The organism is Saccharopolyspora hordei (genome assembly GCF_013410345.1).
Taxonomy (GTDB): domain Bacteria; phylum Actinomycetota; class Actinomycetes; order Mycobacteriales; family Pseudonocardiaceae; genus Saccharopolyspora; species Saccharopolyspora hordei.
The window spans coordinates 517,654-532,608 of record NZ_JACCFJ010000001.1; the positions used below are offsets into that span (position 1 = coordinate 517,654).

General features: G+C 71.9%; 15 protein-coding genes, 2 tRNA genes and 3 pseudogenes. 5 read left to right on the forward strand and 15 right to left on the reverse strand.

Annotation, left to right across the window (positions count from 1 at the left end; genetic code table 11):
• Nucleotide 1 precedes the first annotated feature (1 nt).
• The 5 genes from HNR68_RS02450 to HNR68_RS02470 all read right to left on the reverse strand — a co-directional run bounded on the left by HNR68_RS02450 (nucleotide 2) and on the right by HNR68_RS02470 (nucleotide 3,683).
• Nucleotides 2-403 carry a hypothetical protein gene (locus HNR68_RS02450; protein WP_179717213.1) on the reverse strand — a complete coding sequence of 134 codons (402 nt, stop codon included), beginning with the start codon at nucleotides 401-403 and terminating at the stop codon, nucleotides 2-4.
• Between the two features lie 234 nt (nucleotides 404-637).
• Nucleotides 638-710: transfer RNA gene (locus tag HNR68_RS02455), tRNA-Arg, on the reverse strand.
• A gap of 41 nt (nucleotides 711-751) precedes the next feature.
• Nucleotides 752-841, reverse strand: a tRNA-Ser gene (locus tag HNR68_RS02460).
• Between the two features lie 80 nt (nucleotides 842-921).
• The gene (locus HNR68_RS02465; protein ID WP_179717215.1) at nucleotides 922-2,916 is read right to left on the reverse strand and encodes an acetoacetate--CoA ligase; all 1,995 of its coding nucleotides are present in this window, start codon (nucleotides 2,914-2,916) and stop codon (nucleotides 922-924) included.
• A gap of 101 nt (nucleotides 2,917-3,017) precedes the next feature.
• Nucleotides 3,018-3,683: a dienelactone hydrolase family protein gene (locus HNR68_RS02470; protein WP_179717217.1), complete on the reverse strand. Its 666-nt coding sequence runs from the start codon at nucleotides 3,681-3,683 to the stop codon at nucleotides 3,018-3,020.
• 186 nt (nucleotides 3,684-3,869) lie between these two features.
• Between HNR68_RS02470 and hisC the strand changes: the two genes are divergently transcribed.
• The gene (gene hisC, locus HNR68_RS02475) at nucleotides 3,870-4,919 is read left to right on the forward strand and encodes a histidinol-phosphate transaminase (protein ID WP_179717219.1); all 1,050 of its coding nucleotides are present in this window, start codon (nucleotides 3,870-3,872) and stop codon (nucleotides 4,917-4,919) included.
• 7 nt (nucleotides 4,920-4,926) lie between these two features.
• Here hisC and HNR68_RS26600 read toward each other — a convergent pair whose 3' ends face one another.
• Nucleotides 4,927-5,208, reverse strand: a complete 282-nt coding sequence (locus HNR68_RS26600) for a sigma-70 family RNA polymerase sigma factor family protein (RefSeq protein ID WP_246330597.1) — start codon at nucleotides 5,206-5,208, stop codon at nucleotides 4,927-4,929.
• Between the two features lie 122 nt (nucleotides 5,209-5,330).
• Nucleotides 5,331-5,768, reverse strand: a pseudogene (locus tag HNR68_RS26605) (sigma-70 family RNA polymerase sigma factor); the annotation flags it as partial.
• Between the two features lie 152 nt (nucleotides 5,769-5,920).
• Between HNR68_RS26605 and HNR68_RS27535 the strand changes: the two are divergent.
• A pseudogene (locus HNR68_RS27535) lies at nucleotides 5,921-6,517 on the forward strand (MFS transporter); the annotation flags it as partial.
• 118 nt (nucleotides 6,518-6,635) lie between these two features.
• Nucleotides 6,636-6,959, forward strand: a pseudogene (locus HNR68_RS27540) (MFS transporter); the annotation flags it as partial.
• A 477-nt stretch (nucleotides 6,960-7,436) separates the two neighbouring features.
• Here the strand turns inward: HNR68_RS27540 and HNR68_RS02490 are convergent.
• The 5 genes from HNR68_RS02490 to HNR68_RS02510 form a co-directional block, all read right to left on the reverse strand.
• Nucleotides 7,437-7,868, reverse strand: coding sequence for a hypothetical protein (locus HNR68_RS02490; RefSeq protein ID WP_218888174.1), 432 nt, complete (start codon nucleotides 7,866-7,868; stop codon nucleotides 7,437-7,439).
• A gap of 48 nt (nucleotides 7,869-7,916) precedes the next feature.
• Nucleotides 7,917-8,705, reverse strand: a complete 789-nt coding sequence (locus tag HNR68_RS02495; RefSeq protein WP_179717225.1) for a L,D-transpeptidase family protein — start codon at nucleotides 8,703-8,705, stop codon at nucleotides 7,917-7,919.
• 329 nt (nucleotides 8,706-9,034) lie between these two features.
• A complete protein-coding gene (locus HNR68_RS02500) occupies nucleotides 9,035-9,577 on the reverse strand; it encodes a DUF4352 domain-containing protein (RefSeq protein WP_179717227.1) in 543 nt (180 codons plus the stop codon).
• A 295-nt stretch (nucleotides 9,578-9,872) separates the two neighbouring features.
• A complete protein-coding gene (locus HNR68_RS02505; RefSeq protein WP_179717229.1) occupies nucleotides 9,873-10,145 on the reverse strand; it encodes a hypothetical protein in 273 nt (90 codons plus the stop codon).
• 17 nt (nucleotides 10,146-10,162) lie between these two features.
• Entirely contained in the window at nucleotides 10,163-10,381 is a 219-nt protein-coding gene (locus tag HNR68_RS02510) for an HC3 family zinc finger protein (RefSeq protein ID WP_179717231.1), read from the reverse strand.
• A gap of 128 nt (nucleotides 10,382-10,509) precedes the next feature.
• On the opposite strand from HNR68_RS02510, the gene HNR68_RS02515 reads away from it, so the two are divergent.
• Both HNR68_RS02515 and HNR68_RS02520 read left to right on the forward strand, forming a co-directional pair.
• On the forward strand, nucleotides 10,510-11,358 hold the full coding sequence (locus tag HNR68_RS02515; RefSeq protein WP_179717233.1) for a helix-turn-helix domain-containing protein: 849 nt from the start codon (nucleotides 10,510-10,512) through the stop codon (nucleotides 11,356-11,358).
• Entirely contained in the window at nucleotides 11,355-11,546 is a 192-nt protein-coding gene (locus HNR68_RS02520) for a DUF397 domain-containing protein (RefSeq protein WP_179717235.1), read from the forward strand. The genes HNR68_RS02515 and HNR68_RS02520 overlap by 4 nt, the downstream gene beginning before the upstream one ends.
• 72 nt (nucleotides 11,547-11,618) lie before the next feature.
• Here HNR68_RS02520 and HNR68_RS02525 read toward each other — a convergent pair whose 3' ends face one another.
• The 3 genes from HNR68_RS02525 to HNR68_RS02535 form a co-directional block, all read right to left on the reverse strand.
• On the reverse strand, nucleotides 11,619-13,028 hold the full coding sequence (locus HNR68_RS02525; protein ID WP_343049891.1) for a cytochrome P450: 1,410 nt from the start codon (nucleotides 13,026-13,028) through the stop codon (nucleotides 11,619-11,621).
• 168 nt (nucleotides 13,029-13,196) lie between these two features.
• A complete protein-coding gene (locus HNR68_RS02530; RefSeq protein ID WP_179717239.1) occupies nucleotides 13,197-13,967 on the reverse strand; it encodes an ABC transporter permease in 771 nt (256 codons plus the stop codon).
• The gene (locus HNR68_RS02535) at nucleotides 13,964-14,947 is read right to left on the reverse strand and encodes an ATP-binding cassette domain-containing protein (protein WP_179717241.1); all 984 of its coding nucleotides are present in this window, start codon (nucleotides 14,945-14,947) and stop codon (nucleotides 13,964-13,966) included. Before HNR68_RS02535 ends, HNR68_RS02530 begins: the two co-directional genes overlap by 4 nt.
• Between the last annotated feature and the right edge of the window lie 8 nt (nucleotides 14,948-14,955).

A 14,955-nucleotide genomic window follows, 5' to 3' on the forward strand; every position in this document is an offset into this window, starting at 1 on the left:
CCTACTGCATCGCCCGCACGACGGCGGCGGCGACGGCCTGCGCGCCGTCGCGGACCCGCTGCCACGCCGCCGAGGGCTCGTCCGGCCACTCCAGCTGCTGGTGCTTCTCCAGCAGCGCGGCCAGCTTCGGCGAGTGCTCCTGCGGCACCGCCGTGCCCTCGCGCAGCGCCTCGACGATGCGCTTGAGGTCGTCCGGTGCCGCGCTGCGGCCGTCGAGCACGGCCCGGGCCAGGTCCAGCGCGGCCATGTCGGCGATCAACCAGCCCCCGGGCGGGGCGGCGCCGATCTCGGCGGTGACGTGGGCCTCGATGAGGTCGGCGAGCAGCCCGGAGTCCTCCGCGGGCAGCACCGCACCCGTGCGCAGCGCGCGGATCGCGCGGTCCATGTCGTCGCCCTTGGCCATCGAGAACCTCCCCATCGCGGTCGACCGACAGGCATTCTGCCCCTGCCGCTCACGACCACCCGGAACCGGGAGCCCGGATCTCGACCCTGTGGGCTTCACCACGTCGACCCGCGCCGGTGCTGACGGTCCAGCCGGAGTGGACACCGGCGTGACGCGGCTCACTCGACACCGAACCGTCCCGGAACAGCAAGAAGCCCCCTGCGTGAGGGGGCTTCTCGCTGTCTCGACCAGACGCGCGCCCGTAGGGATTCGAACCCCAAACCTTCTGATCCGTAGTCAGATGCTCTATCCGTTGAGCTACGGGCGCTTGTTCAATTGTGGGCCCCCACCTCGCGGGGGGAACCTCTGCGGAGGCTCCGGGATTTGAACCCGGGAGGGGGCGTAACCCCCAACCGCATTAGCAGTGCGGCGCCATAGACCAGACTAGGCGAAGCCTCCCGGCGTCCTTCGCGGCCACCGGAGAAAAGAGTACACGCCCCGTTCAAGCCCTCCGCAAGGGGGGGTCACTTCCGCGTCGATCACCCCCGCTTCCCCGCGCTGAACTGCACGAACGTCTCCAGGGCGGCCGGGTTCTGCAGGGCGTCGCGGCTGACCGCCCGCTCCGGCGGGGTGCCGGCGAGGATCTTCTTCACCGGCACCTCCAGCTTCTTGCCGTTGAGGGTGCGCGGCACCTCGTCCACGACGATGAAGCGGTTCGGCACGTGGCGGGGCGAGAGCTCGCGGCGCAGCGCGTCCCGCAGGGCCGGTTCCACGTCGTCCAGTGCGGCGCCTTCGGCGAGCACCAGGAAGCACAGCAGCTCGCCGTCGGTCTCGCCGGCGCCCGAGGTGTCGATCACCAGCGAGTCGACGATCTGCTCGAAGCCCTCCACGACGCGGTAGAACTCCGCGGTGCCCATCCGGACGCCGCCGCGGTTGAGCGTCGAGTCGCTGCGGCCGTAGATCACCAGGGACCCGCGGTCGGTGATCCGCACCCAGTCGCCGTGCCGCCAGACACCGGGGTAGGTGTCGAAGTAGGCCTCGCGCAGCCGCGTGCCGTCCGGGTCGTTCCAGAAGAACACCGGCATGGTCGGCATCGGCTTGGTCAGCACCAGCTCGCCGACCTCCTCGTGCAGCTCCTCGCCCTTCTCGTCGTAGGAGGCCACCGCGGCGCCGAGCATCGGGCAGGAGATCTCGCCCAGCCACACCGGGACGTCCGGGGACGCCCCGACGAACGCGGTGCACACGTCGGTGCCGCCGGAGACGCTGGCGATCTGCACGTCCGCGCCGATCGCGTCGGCCACCCAGCGGAAGCCGTCGGTGGTCAGCGGCGCACCGGTGGAGCCGACGGTGCGCAGCGCCGACAGGTCGACCTCGTCCTTCGGGCGCAGGCCCTGCTTGAGGCAGCTCTGGATGAACGGCGCCGAGGTGCCGAAGAAGGCCACGCGGTGGCGGGCCGCCAGCTCCCAGAGCACCGACAGCGACGGGTAGCCGGGGCTGCCGTCGAACAGCACCAGCGTGGTGCCGCTCAGCAGGCCGCCGACCAGGAAGTTCCACATCATCCAGCCGGTCGTGGTGAACCAGAAGAACCGGTCGCCCGGGCCGAGGTCGCAGTGCAGCCCGAGGACCTTGAGGTGCTCCAGGACCATGCCCCCGTGCCCGTGCACGATCCCCTTGGGCAGGCCGGTGGTGCCCGAGGAGTACAGCACCCACAGCGGGTGGTCGAACGGCACCGCGTCGAACTCCAGCGGGGCGCCGCGGTGCTTGGCCAGCAGGCCGTCCCAGTCGAGGGCGCCCGGCAGCGACGCGCCCTGGCCGAGGTAGTCGACGAGCACCGTGGCGGCCAGGCCCGGCATCGCCTCGCGCAGCTGGTCCACCGTGGGGCGCACGTCGAAGGGGCGGCCGCCGTAGTGGTAGCCGTCGACGGCGATGAGCACCTTCGGCTCGATCTGCACGAACCGGTCCGCGACCGCCCGCGCACCGAAGTCCGGCGAGCAGGACGACCACGTGGCGCCGAGGCTGGCCGCGGCGAGGAAGGCCACCAGCGTCTCGGGGCAGTTCGGCGCGAGCGCGGCCACCCGGTCACCGGTGCGCACTCCCAGCTCGACCAGCGCGGCGCGCGCGGCCGCCACGCGGGCCCGCAGCTCGCCGTAGGTGATCTCCTCGGTGCGGCCGTCCTCCCGGGCGAACACGACCGCGAGGTCGTCGTCACCCTTGCCGTCGCCCTCACGCAGGGCGTGCTCGGCGTAGTTCAGCGTCGCGCCGGGAAACCACTCCGTGCCCGGCATCGTCTCGTCGGTCAGCACCCGGTCGGCGCGGTCGTGGAAGCGGACGTCGAAGAAGTCCGCGACGGCCGCCCAGAACCCGCTCAGGTCCGACACCGACCACTCCCACAGGGCGCGGTAGTCGGGCAGGTCGAGGTCGCGTTCGGTGCGCAGCCACTCGCGGAACGCGGCCATCCGGCTGGCGGCCGCGCGCTCCTCGCTCGGCTGCCACAGCACTTCGGGGGTCGAGGCGGGCTCGGTGCGCGAAGTCATGCGCCATTCCTAACCCACCGCACCCCCACCCGACCACCCCTGAGAAGGGGTTTCCGCAGCGCACCCCGCCCCTGGCTGGGAGGGCGCGACTCCGGTGGACATCACCTGAGGTGGAGGTCGAGCCAGTTGCGGGCTCGGCGCCAGGCCTCGGCGGCGGCGTCCTGGTCGCGGTCGAAGCGGTGGCCCGCGCCCGGGAAGCGGACCACGTCGGTCACCACCGACGCCGTCTCGGCGACCTCCCGGAGCTTGTCCACCTCCTCGGCCTCGACGCCCTCGTCGTCGCCGTACAGGCCCAGCCACGGGCAGGACAGCTCGCCGGCGATCTCCACCAGCGGCGGCAGCGCCGCCGACAGCGGTTCGAGGACGCCCCGGCCCCCGACGCTCACCGCCGCGCCCAGCGTGCGGCTGGCGGCCACCACCAGCGCCGCGGTGCCGCCGACGTCGAAGCCCATGATCCCCTGCCGGTCGGCGGGCACGCCCTGGTCGGACAGCCACACGAACGCCGCGTCGGTGTCGGTGAGGATCGACTCGCCGGACAGCTTCCGCACGTCGTCGGGCCCGTCCTCGCGGTGGTAGAGGTGCGGTGCGACGGTGAGCCAGCCCTCCTCCGCGAGGGCGCTGCACACCGCCCGCACCCGGTCGGTGACCCCACGGGCCTCGTGCAGGAAGACGAGCCCCCCACGCACCACGTTGTCCGGTTCGGCGACGGTGAGGCGCAGCTCGGTGCCGTCGGTGAGGGGGAGGGTCTCGGTCCGGGTTTCGGTCATGCCGTGCAGGTAATCACGCCCTGGTGAACACGAGTCAACACCGTCATCCGGTCGGACCAGCGAGTTCCCCCGCACGGTCACCCGAACGCGCCGACGGGCGCACCCACCGGAGGCACCGGGGATCGGGCTGCTGCTCGGGGCCGCGGCGCGTTAACGTCACCGTGACCGAGTGAAGGAGTCCGCAAGATGAGCGTGCGCACCCGTGCCGACCTCGACCAGCTGCCCGCCTACGTGGCGGGACGGACCGTGCCCGGTTCGATCAAACTGGCCAGCAACGAGGTCTCCGAGGGCCCGCTGCCGAGCGCGGTGGCGGCCATCAACCAAGCGGCCGCGGAGGTGCACCGGTACCCGGACATGGGTGTCGGCAAGCTGACCGAGGCGCTGGCCGCGCACTACCGGGTGGAGCCGGAGCGGATCGCCGTCGGGTGCGGCTCCGTGGCGCTGTGCGAGCAGCTGGTGCAGGCCACCTGCACCCCCGCGGACGAGGTCGTCTTCCCGTGGCGGTCGTTCGAGGCCTACCCGATCATCACGCAGGTCGTGGGCGCCAAGCAGGTGCGGGTGCCGCTGACCGGGGAGCACGCGCTGGACCTGGAGGCCATGCTCGCCGCGATCACCCCGGCCACCCGGATGGTGTTCGTGTGCACCCCGAACAACCCGACCGGCACGCTGCTGCGCACGGCCGAGCTGGAGTCGTTCCTGGACCGGGTGCCGGAGGACGTGCTGGTGGTCCTGGACGAGGCGTACTTCGAGTTCGTCACCGACCCGGACGCCCCGGACGGCGTGGAGATCACCCGCCGGCGCCCCAACGTGGCGTCGATGCGCACCTTCTCCAAGGCCTACGGCATGGCGGGCCTGCGCGCCGGCTACGCGATCGCGCCGCCGCAGGTGGCGGAAGCGCTGCGCAAGGTGTGCATCCCGTTCAGCGTCAACGCCCTTGCCCAGGTGGCCGCGGTCGCCTCCCTGGCGGCGCAGGACGAACTGCGGAAGCGCTGCGCCGCCGTCGCCTCGGAGCGCGAGCGGGTGCACCGGGAGCTGGTCGCGCTGGGCTACGAGGTGCCGGAGACGCAGGCGAACTTCGTCTGGCTGCCCCTGCGGGAGCGCACCGAGGAGTTCAACGAGCACTGCCTGCAGAACCGCGTGGTGGTCCGCGCGTTCGCGGGCGAGGGGGCGCGCGTGACCATCGGGCAGCCGGAGGAGAACGACGCCTTCCTCGCCGCCGCGAAGTCCTTCGCCTGAGGCGGTCCTACCCGGGGCTGCTGACCACTGGTCGACGCGCGGCTGGTCGAGCGGGGACCAGACCAGGGCGATCCGGTCTCGGGAGACCACGAACGCCATGACCGAGACCGGCCGGCCGTGGGAGCACGACGCCCGGGCTGCCGTTCACCGTGATCGGCTCGACCCGGGCGTGCGGGACCGCGAACGCCGCCGCGCGCTTCGCCACGTCCTGCGGACCGCGGGCCGTGGCGGTCGCGTCCGGTCTCGTGGCCCCACCGTCGGCCCGGAACGTGACCTCGGGGTGCAGCAGCGCGACGAGCGCCTCGAGGTCACCGCGGCGGGACGCCGCGAAGAAGGCGTCGACCCGGTGCGCCGGCGGGCGGGGTCGGTCTCGACCTCGGCCGGTCGCACGGCGTGCACGCGTCCACGGGCGCGGCTGGCGAGCTCGCGGGTCACCTCGGGCGTCCGGCCGAGGATCTCGGCGATCTCGCGGAACGGCATCCCGAACGAGTCGTGGAGCACGAAGGCGAGGCGCTCGGGTGGGGCCAGGCTCTCCAGGACGACGTGGAGCGCGAGACCGACCTGCTCGGCGAGCACCGCCTCCTCCGCGGGGTGCGGGTCCTGGTCCGCTCGGACGTGGAGGTCGGGTCCGGACGGGGTGAGGCAGGTCCGCGAGACGGTCCTGGTCATCCACCCGTCGAGGTTGTCGACGGCCGTGACGTCCGTGGCGCCCGGCCGGCTGAGGCGCACCCAGGCGTCCTGGACGGCGTCCTCCGCGTCCGCGCTGCTGCCGAGGACCCTCTGGGCCAGTGCGGTCAGCCGGGGCCGGTCCTCCTCGAAGCGCCGGTCGAGTTCTGCTGCGGGTCCCACCGGTCACGTCCTCGTGTCGCGGGGTGTCAGTCCGTCTGGCACGCCTGCCGACGAGACCGTGCCAGGAGGACGACGTGGCGACCCCGTCCACACCCCTCCCCCAGACCCGGCGACGGCGGGTGGCGCTGCTGGCGCTGTGCCTGGCGGGGTTCGTGGTCCAGCTCGACGTCACCATCGTCACCGTCGGCCTCCCGACGGTCCAGCAGGCGTTCCGGGCGGATCCCGGTGCGCTGGAGTGGGTCGGCAGCGGGTACGCCCTCGGGCTGGCTGCGCTGGTCCCGGGGGTGGGCGCGCTCGGTGACCGGCTCGGCCACCGCCCGTCCTGCTGGGTGGTCTCGTCGTCGTCGGCGGCTGCTCCGCGGCAGCGGCGCTGGCGCCCGACCCGGCCGCGCTGGTGGGCGCGCGTCGGCGAGGGCGCGGGTGGCGCAGCCGTCGTGGCGCTCACCCTCGCGGTGCTGACGGACACCTACCCGCCGGACCAGCGCGGCCGGGCGATCGGCTGGTGGGCCGCGATCGGCGGCCTCGGCTCCGGCGGGGGCCCGGTCGCGGGAGGCCTGCTGCTGTCGTCCGCCGGGTGGTCGAGCATCTTCTGGACCACCGTCCCGATCGTCGCCGTCACGGCCGCTCTGGTCGTCCTGGCGGTCCCGGGGACCACCGCGGCCCCCGAGCCGCGGCCGCTCGACGTGCCGGGTGTCGCGCTCGCCTCGGTGGGGCCGGTGTCGGTGACGTTCGGGCTCATCACCGCGACCGCGGTCCCCGGGGACCCGGCGCGGACCGTGGTGTCCCTCGTCCTCGGCGGACTCGCTCTCGCCGCGTTCGTCCAGTGGCAGCGCCGCGCCCGCGAGCCGCTCGTGCCGAGGGCGGTGCCTGGCCTCCAGCGGCACGCTCCACCACGTCACGCTGCTGTTCCAGGACCTCCTCGGCTGGTCCGCGCTCCGCACCGGCCTGTCGTGGCTGCTGATGAACGCCCCGTTCCTGGTCGCGGCGCAGGCGGCCGGGCCCCTCGGCCGGCGCTGGAGCCCGCGGGTCCTCGTGACGACGGGCTGCGCGGCGGGAGCGCTCGGTGTGGCAGCCCTGAGCACCGTCACCCCCACCACGCCGTTCCCGGTCGCGGGCGTGGGACACGTGCTCGCCGGGGTCGGTTTCGGGCTGCTGGTCCCCGGCACCACCCGCGTGGCCCTGCGCGATGTGCCCCGTCACCGGTGCGGCGTCCGCGGTGCTGAACTCCGCCCGCCAGCTCGGGCGCTGCTGCGGGACCCGCGGTCGCCGGGGCGGTCGGTGCGGCAGACCCGCCGCGCGTCGTCGCGGTTCGAGTTCGCCGGCGCCATCGCCACCGGAGACCTCCGCGGAGTCCCCGCGGACCTGGTGGTCCCGGCTCGCGAGGCGTTCGAGGCGGGTGACCACGTCGCGCTCGCGGTCTGCGTCGGGTGCCTGGCGGTCGCCGTGGGGTTCGGACGGTCCCGGGCGGGAACCTGGAAGTACGGTGGTGCCCAGCGAAGAGAGGGGGAGTACTTCGCCGGGCACCACCGCAGGGGGTGTGGCCGTCCGAGCCGGGACGACCACGTGGAGCGCGTAGCGATCTACGCAGCTCCGGAATGTAGTGAGGACGCACCGCGCCCGCCAGCCCGAACCAGGTGTTGTACCCGTTCAGGTGGCGGGCGGTCGCGATCAGCCCGTGACGGCGTGGTGGCCGCGCACCGGAGCCGGGGACGGCGCCGTGGGCAGCGTGGGGTCCGTCCCCTCGGACGGCGGGGTTTCGGCCTCCACCGGCGGCACCCACGGGTCGCCGGGCGGCGTCTTGCCGTCGGACGGGGGCGTCGACCCGTCGACCGGCGGCTCCGAGGCCACCGGAGGGACGTCCGGGTGGTCCACGACGGGGGCGTTGACGCAGTGGCTGGACTGCGGCGACACCAAGGAGACGATCGCTCCGACGACCGTGATGTCGTTGCCGCACAGCTGGACCGGCAGCACGCTCAGGTTGTTGTCGTTGCCCACGTTGATGCCGTCGTTGTCCGCGCTGTCCGCGAACGCCGGAGCGGCTCCAGCGATGAGTCCTGCGCCAGCGACGAGTGCGCCTGCGAGGCAAGCACTTCTACGCATAGCTCCCTCCCATTTCCTGTTCATTCGGGGTGTTTCCATCCGCAGCGATCACCGCAGGTGGACCAAGGTGCCCAGCGGCAGAGTGGTGAGCAGCTGGAGCGCGTCGCTGGGCACCCGGACGCATCCGTCGCTGCTGGCCTGGCCGAACACCGACGGGTCGGGCCAGCCGTGCAGTGCCACGGTGCCGGGGCCGCCGCCGTAGGTGCTGAAGGTGTTGGAGTGCGTGCCCAGCGGCAGGATGATCGGGCTGAACGTGGTCACCGTCTCCTCGATCGCGGCCATGATGTAGGTCCGGCCGCGCGGCGTGGGCGATTCCGGCGCACCGACGCCGACCACCCACTCGCCGATGGGCGCCCCGTCCTCGCGCACCACGAGGCGACGCGCGTCGATGTCGACGTCGACCACGTAGGGCGTGCGGGCGCGCTCCACGGGCCCGTCGGTGCGGACCCAGCCGGTGCTGCCGTTCGGGCGGGACGGGAGCAGCACCTGCGCCCACCGCCCGCGCTCGGCGATGACCGGCACCCAGGTGGGGTTCTCCAACTGCTTGGCGGGCAGCTTCGCGAACACCGCCCCGCCGGGGGCGTGGTGCACCGCGATGTCCTGCTTGACGTGCAGGACGACGCCACCGGTCTCCCCGTGCGGTGCGGGGTCCCGCGGCGCGGTGGGGAACTCGGTGAAGGTGGTGGCGGGCGCCTGCATGCCCAGGTCCGCCTGGGCCATCACCTGGGCGGGCTGGGAGGCCGGAGCGCTGCCGCATCCCGCGAGCACGACGCACAGCGCACCGAGTGCAGCACCCAGCTGGATCCTGCGCCTGGTGAAGGACGTTCGTGGACTCATGATCGGCTCCTGGCCCTGTGAGGTACTCGGCAGCATCCGGCGGCGGCCGGGAAGCACCGGCGCGAGCGGCGTTTCGATCCGGGGAGATCAAAAGCCGAACGGACGCTAACCGGTGCGCCTCCGGGGCCGGTGCGGGCCGATCTGGAGCGCGATCACCACGATCTGCCGCCTGATCAGGACAAACGGGTCTGCTCGATCGGGAGGATGCGATCGTTACTCGTTTCCGATCACCCGAATGTGTGGCTTTTTTAGCTCTGTCGAGCGACAAAAAGCCGGGTCGTTCCGGCCCTTCCGAGGGCTTGAACGACCCGGCCAGGACGCCGGACGCGTCACTTCCAGGTGCCGAGGACCCCCATCGGCTGCTCGTTGGAGTCGGTCGGCGCGTACTCGACGGTGAACCCGGTCGCGTCCACCGGGACGTCGTAGACGATCGTCCCGGACACCGGCTCTCCCTCGGTCAGCAGGTGCAGGAACATGTTGTCCAGCGACACCGTGGCGGGTTCGTAGCGGTTGCCCTGCGCGTCGACGAGCGTGAACTCGTCGTCGCTGATGTTGTCGATGGCGCCGGCCAGCAGCTCGGCCCGGGCGTCGACGGCGACGTACTTGCCCACCTCCGGCGGGAAGCTCGCCTGCGCGGGGTCGAGGTCGGCGGGCGCCCCGATGGTCACCGTCAGGCGCGCCCCGGCGTCCTTGGCGACCTCGACGGACTCGCCGAAGGCCACCGGTCCACCGGTGCTCTTCTCCTCGGCCTGCTGCTCGGGCGTGGAGTCCTCCACGGCGCTGCCGGGCTGGGTCTCCGACGACGTGGGAGCACTGCAGCCCGCCAGTCCGACCACCAACGCCACGGACAGGGATGCGATCAGCTTCTTCAACGTTCCTCACACAGGGGATGTTCGGTTGTCAGCAGGACCCCAACGTGTCACGTCGCGGCGCGATGTTTCCCCGGAACGCCCGATGTTCTGGAGAAATCTTGAGCTGAACTCGAGATGGCAGAAGCACGTTCCCCGCGAGCGCAGTCGATCCGTCGCAGTCGCCGGGCCCCTGAGCCGGACCGCGTGGTGGCTGCCCCGGGGTGGCCGGTCGGCACGCGGGGAGGGACGACGTGCCGACCGGCCGACCGGCTCGACGCAGGTCGGGGGCATCAGCGACGAGCCGGCATCCAGGTGGTCAGAGGCGGCGCAGCCCGTCCAGGACGCGCCGCTGCAGCTCCAGCGGCGGCCACGGACCGTCCGGTGTGGACACTGTGGGCCCACGGAGTCGGTGACGGCCGGCGCGTTCCCGCTCCTGCCGCTCGGCTTCCACGTGTGCCACGAGCTGCCAGACGGTCACCGTGCCCTCGCCACCCCTGGCGTGCTGCGCGCGGCGCGGTCGCCAGGTCAGGACGAGGTAGCAGGCGAGGACGGCCGCGACGCAGCCGATCTGCGGCACGAGGTCCACCATGTCGAGTCCTCCCGGGTTCAGTCAGCGTTGTCGGCGATCCGCCGCGCGGCGGCGTTGCAGTCTGCGCAGGTGCTCCAGAGCCAGGCGACCTCGGAGTTGTCGGCGACGAGGTCGGCCCCGCACAACGTCCGGACCCCGGTCCCGCTCGGGTAGGCCAGCGCCCCGTCCGGCCGCGCATCGGTACTCGCATGCCGCGCCCCACCAGCAGGGACCCAATGGAACGGATACACGGCCATCACCCCAGACCTTCGTTTCGCAGTACGGCGAGATCAGCGATGCTGCGAAGCCTATGGGTGCAATTACAACTTTGGTATCGCTTGATCAGGTGCAACTACACCTCTCTACGGAGAGCTAGGCTCCTGCCATGCCAGCCACTCCGACGCGCCGCAAGAAGCGACTGGGGCAGTTGCTCGCCCGACTTCGCAGCGACGCCAGCAAGTCGCTCGGCGACGCGAGCGCTTTGCTCCGCGTCAGTGAGCCGACGATCAGCCGCTACGAAACGGGGCACGTCCGCCCGGGTTGGGCTGCCCTGCAAGCACTGCTGGCGCTCTACAACGCGACCGATGAGGAACGCCTCGAAGCTGGTGCGTTGTGGGATGACGCAGGTGAACGCGCCACTCAGGTCATCACCCCGTCTGGTTCCCCGAAGGCGTTCCGGGCTTTCCTGCGTGCTGAAGCGGAAGCCCACAGCGCCCGGACGCTGGAGCCGCACGTAGTCCCTGGACTGCTGCAGACCCACGCCTACGCTCGGGCTGTCAACGAGAGCGGGCAGCAGTTCCACACCGCCGAACCCGCGCGCTACGTAACGGCTCGGCTGAGTCGTCAAGCGCGGTTGGCCCCTCCGTCACCACTCCGCTTCCACGCGTTGATCGACGAGGCAGTGCTCCACCGAGCTGTGGGCGGACCCGAGGTGATGGCCGAGCAGCTCCACTACCTGGACGACTGCGCTGCTCGCGAGAACGTGACGATCCAGATCCTCCCGTTCAGCATGGGCGCGTACGGCACCATGTCCGGCGGCTTCACGATCATCGACTACGCCGACCCCGAAGACCCGCCCGCGGTCTACCTGGACTACGTCGCCGGCGGCGTCTGGGTGGAGAATGTGAATGACGTACATCATTTCGCGGAGATGTTCTCGGAGATCGCTTCATCGGCGCTCCGCACCGATGAGTCCGTTGAGCTGATCCGCGAACGAGCGAAGGCATTGGGATGAAGGACTTGAACTGGCGCAAGAGCAGCCGCAGTGGCAGCGGTGCCAGCAACTGCGTGGAGCTGGCGATCACCGAGTCCGCGACCTACGTCCGGGACACGAAGGACCGGGACGGTGGCACGCTGCGCGTCGACCAGCCAGCGTGGGCCTCGTTCCTCGCCAGCCTCAAGGCGGGCCGCCTGGACCGCTGAGCTCTGGCCGGTCCTCCGCGCAGCACCGGAGGGGCACCTCGCCGGGCGGCGAGGTGCCCCTCCGGGCTGTGATCAGGTGGCGAGGCGGGTGAGGTGGATCGGCAGGCCGTCGGTGGGCATCGGGCCGGTGCCGTAGCGCATCGGCGGCTCGTAGTCGGGACTGACCGTCCAGCGGTACCGCAGCAGCAGCTGGTGCAGGATCGCCTTGACCTCCATGGTCCCGAAGTGCATGCCGATGCACTTGTGCGCGCCGCCGCCGAACGGGGCCCACGCGTAGCGGTGGACCTTGTCCTCGCGGCGGTGCTCGGCGAAGCGCTCCGGGTCGAACACGTCCGGGTTCGGCCACCACTCCGACATCCGCTGCGTCGCGTAGACCTGGGCGACGAGCTTGGTGCCCGCCGGGATGTGGTGGCCGAGGACCTCGGTGTCCTTCACCGTCTCCCGGAACAGCCCGCCGACCGGCGCGTTCATCCGCAGCGACTCCTTGACCACCATGTCCAGCAGCGGCAACCGGTCCAGGTCGCCGTACTCCAGCGCGGGCTTGCCGAGCGCGCGGGCCTCCTCGCGGACGCGGTCCTGCCACTCCGGGTGCTGGCCGAGGTAGAGCGCCGTCATGGCGAGCGTGATGGTGCTCGTGTCGTGCGCGGCCATCAGCGCGAAGATCATGTGGTTGACGATGTCCTCGTCGGTGAAGCGGTCACCGTCCTCGGACTCGGCCCGGCAGAGCACGCTGAACAGGTCCTGCCCGTCACCGGCGCGCTTGGCCGGGAGCCGCCTGCGGAAGTAGTCCTCCAACCACCGGCGTCCGCGCAGCCCCTTCGCCCAGGTCCCGCCGGGCACGTCGGCGCGCACGATCGCGTGGCCACCGTGCACCGCGGCCACGAACGCCTCGCTGAGCCGGTCCGCTTCCGCCCCGGGCTCCTCGCCGACGAACACCTCGGTCGCGATGTCCAGGGTGAGCCGCTTCGCCGCGGTGTAGATCGGGAAGCGCTCGCTCGGCCGCCACTGCGCCAGCTCGCGCTCGATGGCCGGCGACATCACGTCGAGGTAGCCGACCAGGCGCTGGCGGGTGAAGGCCTGTTGCATGATCCGCCGGTGGTGCAGGTGCTCGTCGAAGTCCATCAGCAGGATGCCGCGGCGGAAGAACGCACCGATCAAGTAGTCGTAGAAGCCCTCGTTGGCGAAGGCCTTGTCGCGGTTGGTGACCACCGTCTCGATCGCGTCCGGGCCCATCACGGTGACCGCCTTGGTCCCCAGCGTCACGCCCCACGACACCGGCCCGAACTCCGCGTACCGGCGGCGCGAGGCCGCGAGCAGGTCGGTCAGCACGCTGACGGTGTGGCCGAGGACGGGCAGGCCGCTGTTGCCGAACACCGGCTTCAGGCCCGATCCGGGCGGTGGCATGGCCAGCGGGCGGACCGTGGACAGCTGCTCGGCCCGGTAGATGGTGTCCCGCAAGTGCCTGACGAGCGCCTGAGTCACCGGTGACCTCCCTGGAGCGGGCGAACCTCCCCTCCACGGAAGCACGACGACCACCCCGGGATCATCCGCCGCTAGGAGGAACATGTTCCACCACGCGACCACGCTCCGCTGCGAACCGGAGGCGCAAGCGCTTTCCGTTGTCACGACGGCGAAAGCGCTCGACGACCGTCAGTCCAGGGCGCGGCGGAGGAAGAACGTGATCCCGAGCGCTCCGAAGACCGCGCAGGACACCAGCAGGGCCAGCACGCAGATCCACGGGGCCATGTGCGGCACGTCCGGCAGCAGCGCGCCGCGCATCCCCTCGCTGACGTAGGTCAGCGGGTTGATCGCGCACAGCACCTGGAACCAGCGCAGGTGCCCCAGCTGCGCCCACGGGAACTGGGTCGCCCCGGTGAACATCAGCGGCGCCAGGATCACCGCGAACATGATGTTGATGCGGCGCGGCGGCACCGCGGCGCCCACGGTCAGGCCGACCGCGGCCCCCGCCAGCGAGCCCAGCAGCACGCAGAGCAGCGCGAACCCGAGGCCGCGGTGGTTCCAGTCGATCTCGCCGAGCACCACCATGCCGATCGGCACCATCAGCACCGCCGCGAGCAGTCCGCGCAGCGCGCCGAAGAGCATCTTCTCCACCGCCACCCAGCTGATCGGCAGCGGCGCCAGCAGGCGGTCCTCGATCTCCCGCGAGTACGAGAAGTCCAGCACCAGCGGGAAGGAGGTGTTCTGCAGCGACACCAGGAACGCGTTGAGCGCGATCATGCCCGGCAGCAGGATCTGCGCGTAGCCGGGCTGGGCGTAGCCGAGCTCGCTGAGCACCTTGCCGAAGATGAACAGCAGCGCCACCGGCTGGACCAGCACCTGCGCCAGGAAGCTCGGCAGCTCCCGGCCCGTCACGAACACGTCGCGGCCCAGCACCGCGGCGAAGGCGCGCACCGGACTCATCGCAGTTCCCTCCCGGTGAGGTCGATGAAGACGTCCTCGAGCGTCGCCGTGCCCAGCGACAGGTCGCTGACCGGGACCCGCTGCTCGTGCAGGACCTGGGCGACCGGGCCGAGCAGCGCGGCCGGCTCACCGCCGACGTAGAGCCGCAGCCGCAGCTCGGGCTCGCCGTCGGCCGCGGTGCCATCGCCGACCTTCTCCACCCGGTGCACACCGTCCACCGCGGACAGCAGTCCGGTGAGGCGGTCCGGCTCGTGGCCGTTCGGCCGCACCGTGGCGTCCACCGTGCCGCTGCCCGGCAGCGACTTGATCAGCGCCTCCGGGGTGTCCAGGGTCAGCAGCCGGCCGTGGTCGACCACGCCGACCCGGTCGGAGAGCTTCTCCGCCTCGTCCATGTCGTGCGTGGTGAGCACGACGGTGACGCCCTCGGCGCGGAGGTCCCTGATGCGGTCGTGCACGAACAGCCGGGCCTGCGGGTCGAGCCCGGTGGACGGCTCGTCGAGGAACAGCACCTCGGGCTCGTGGGTGAGGGCGCGGGCGATCATCAGCCGCTGCGCCTGCCCGCCGGACAGGTCGTCGACGCGCGCCTTCGCCTTGTCCGCCAGCCCCATCCGCTCCAGCAGCTCGTCGGCGAGGCGGTGCCGCTCGGCCCGCGGCACCCCGTGGTAGGCGGCGTGCCAGACGAGGTTCTGCCGCGCGTTGAGCGAGCGGTCCAGGTTCACCCGCTGCGGGACCACGGCGACCTTGCTGCGCGCGGCCACCGGGTCGGCGGCCACGTCGACCCCGGCGACGCGGGCGGTGCCGCTGGTCAGCAGCACGCGGGTGGTCAGGATGCCGACCGTGGTGGTCTTGCCCGCGCCGTTGGGGCCGAGCAGCCCGAAGACCTCGCCCGCCTCCACCTGGAAGCTGAGCCCGTCCACCGCGTTGGTGCGGCTCTTCGGGTACCGCTTGACCAGGCCGATCACTTCAACCGCAGTGGTCACGTCCGCCT

Coding starts and splice junctions, on each gene's coding strand:
- HNR68_RS02450 (WP_179717213.1), bottom strand. CDS start 403: ATGGCCAAGGGCGACGACATGGACCGCGCGATCCGCGCGCTGCGCACG.
- HNR68_RS02465 (WP_179717215.1), bottom strand. CDS start 2,916: ATGACTTCGCGCACCGAGCCCGCCTCGACCCCCGAAGTGCTGTGGCAG.
- HNR68_RS02470 (WP_179717217.1), bottom strand. CDS start 3,683: ATGACCGAAACCCGGACCGAGACCCTCCCCCTCACCGACGGCACCGAG.
- hisC (WP_179717219.1), top strand. CDS start 3,870: ATGAGCGTGCGCACCCGTGCCGACCTCGACCAGCTGCCCGCCTACGTG.
- HNR68_RS02490 (WP_218888174.1), bottom strand. CDS start 7,868: ATGCGTAGAAGTGCTTGCCTCGCAGGCGCACTCGTCGCTGGCGCAGGA.
- HNR68_RS02495 (WP_179717225.1), bottom strand. CDS start 8,705: ATGAGTCCACGAACGTCCTTCACCAGGCGCAGGATCCAGCTGGGTGCT.
- HNR68_RS02505 (WP_179717229.1), bottom strand. CDS start 10,145: ATGGTGGACCTCGTGCCGCAGATCGGCTGCGTCGCGGCCGTCCTCGCC.
- HNR68_RS02510 (WP_179717231.1), bottom strand. CDS start 10,381: ATGGCCGTGTATCCGTTCCATTGGGTCCCTGCTGGTGGGGCGCGGCAT.
- HNR68_RS02515 (WP_179717233.1), top strand. CDS start 10,510: ATGCCAGCCACTCCGACGCGCCGCAAGAAGCGACTGGGGCAGTTGCTC.
- HNR68_RS02520 (WP_179717235.1), top strand. CDS start 11,355: ATGAAGGACTTGAACTGGCGCAAGAGCAGCCGCAGTGGCAGCGGTGCC.
- HNR68_RS02530 (WP_179717239.1), bottom strand. CDS start 13,967: ATGAGTCCGGTGCGCGCCTTCGCCGCGGTGCTGGGCCGCGACGTGTTC.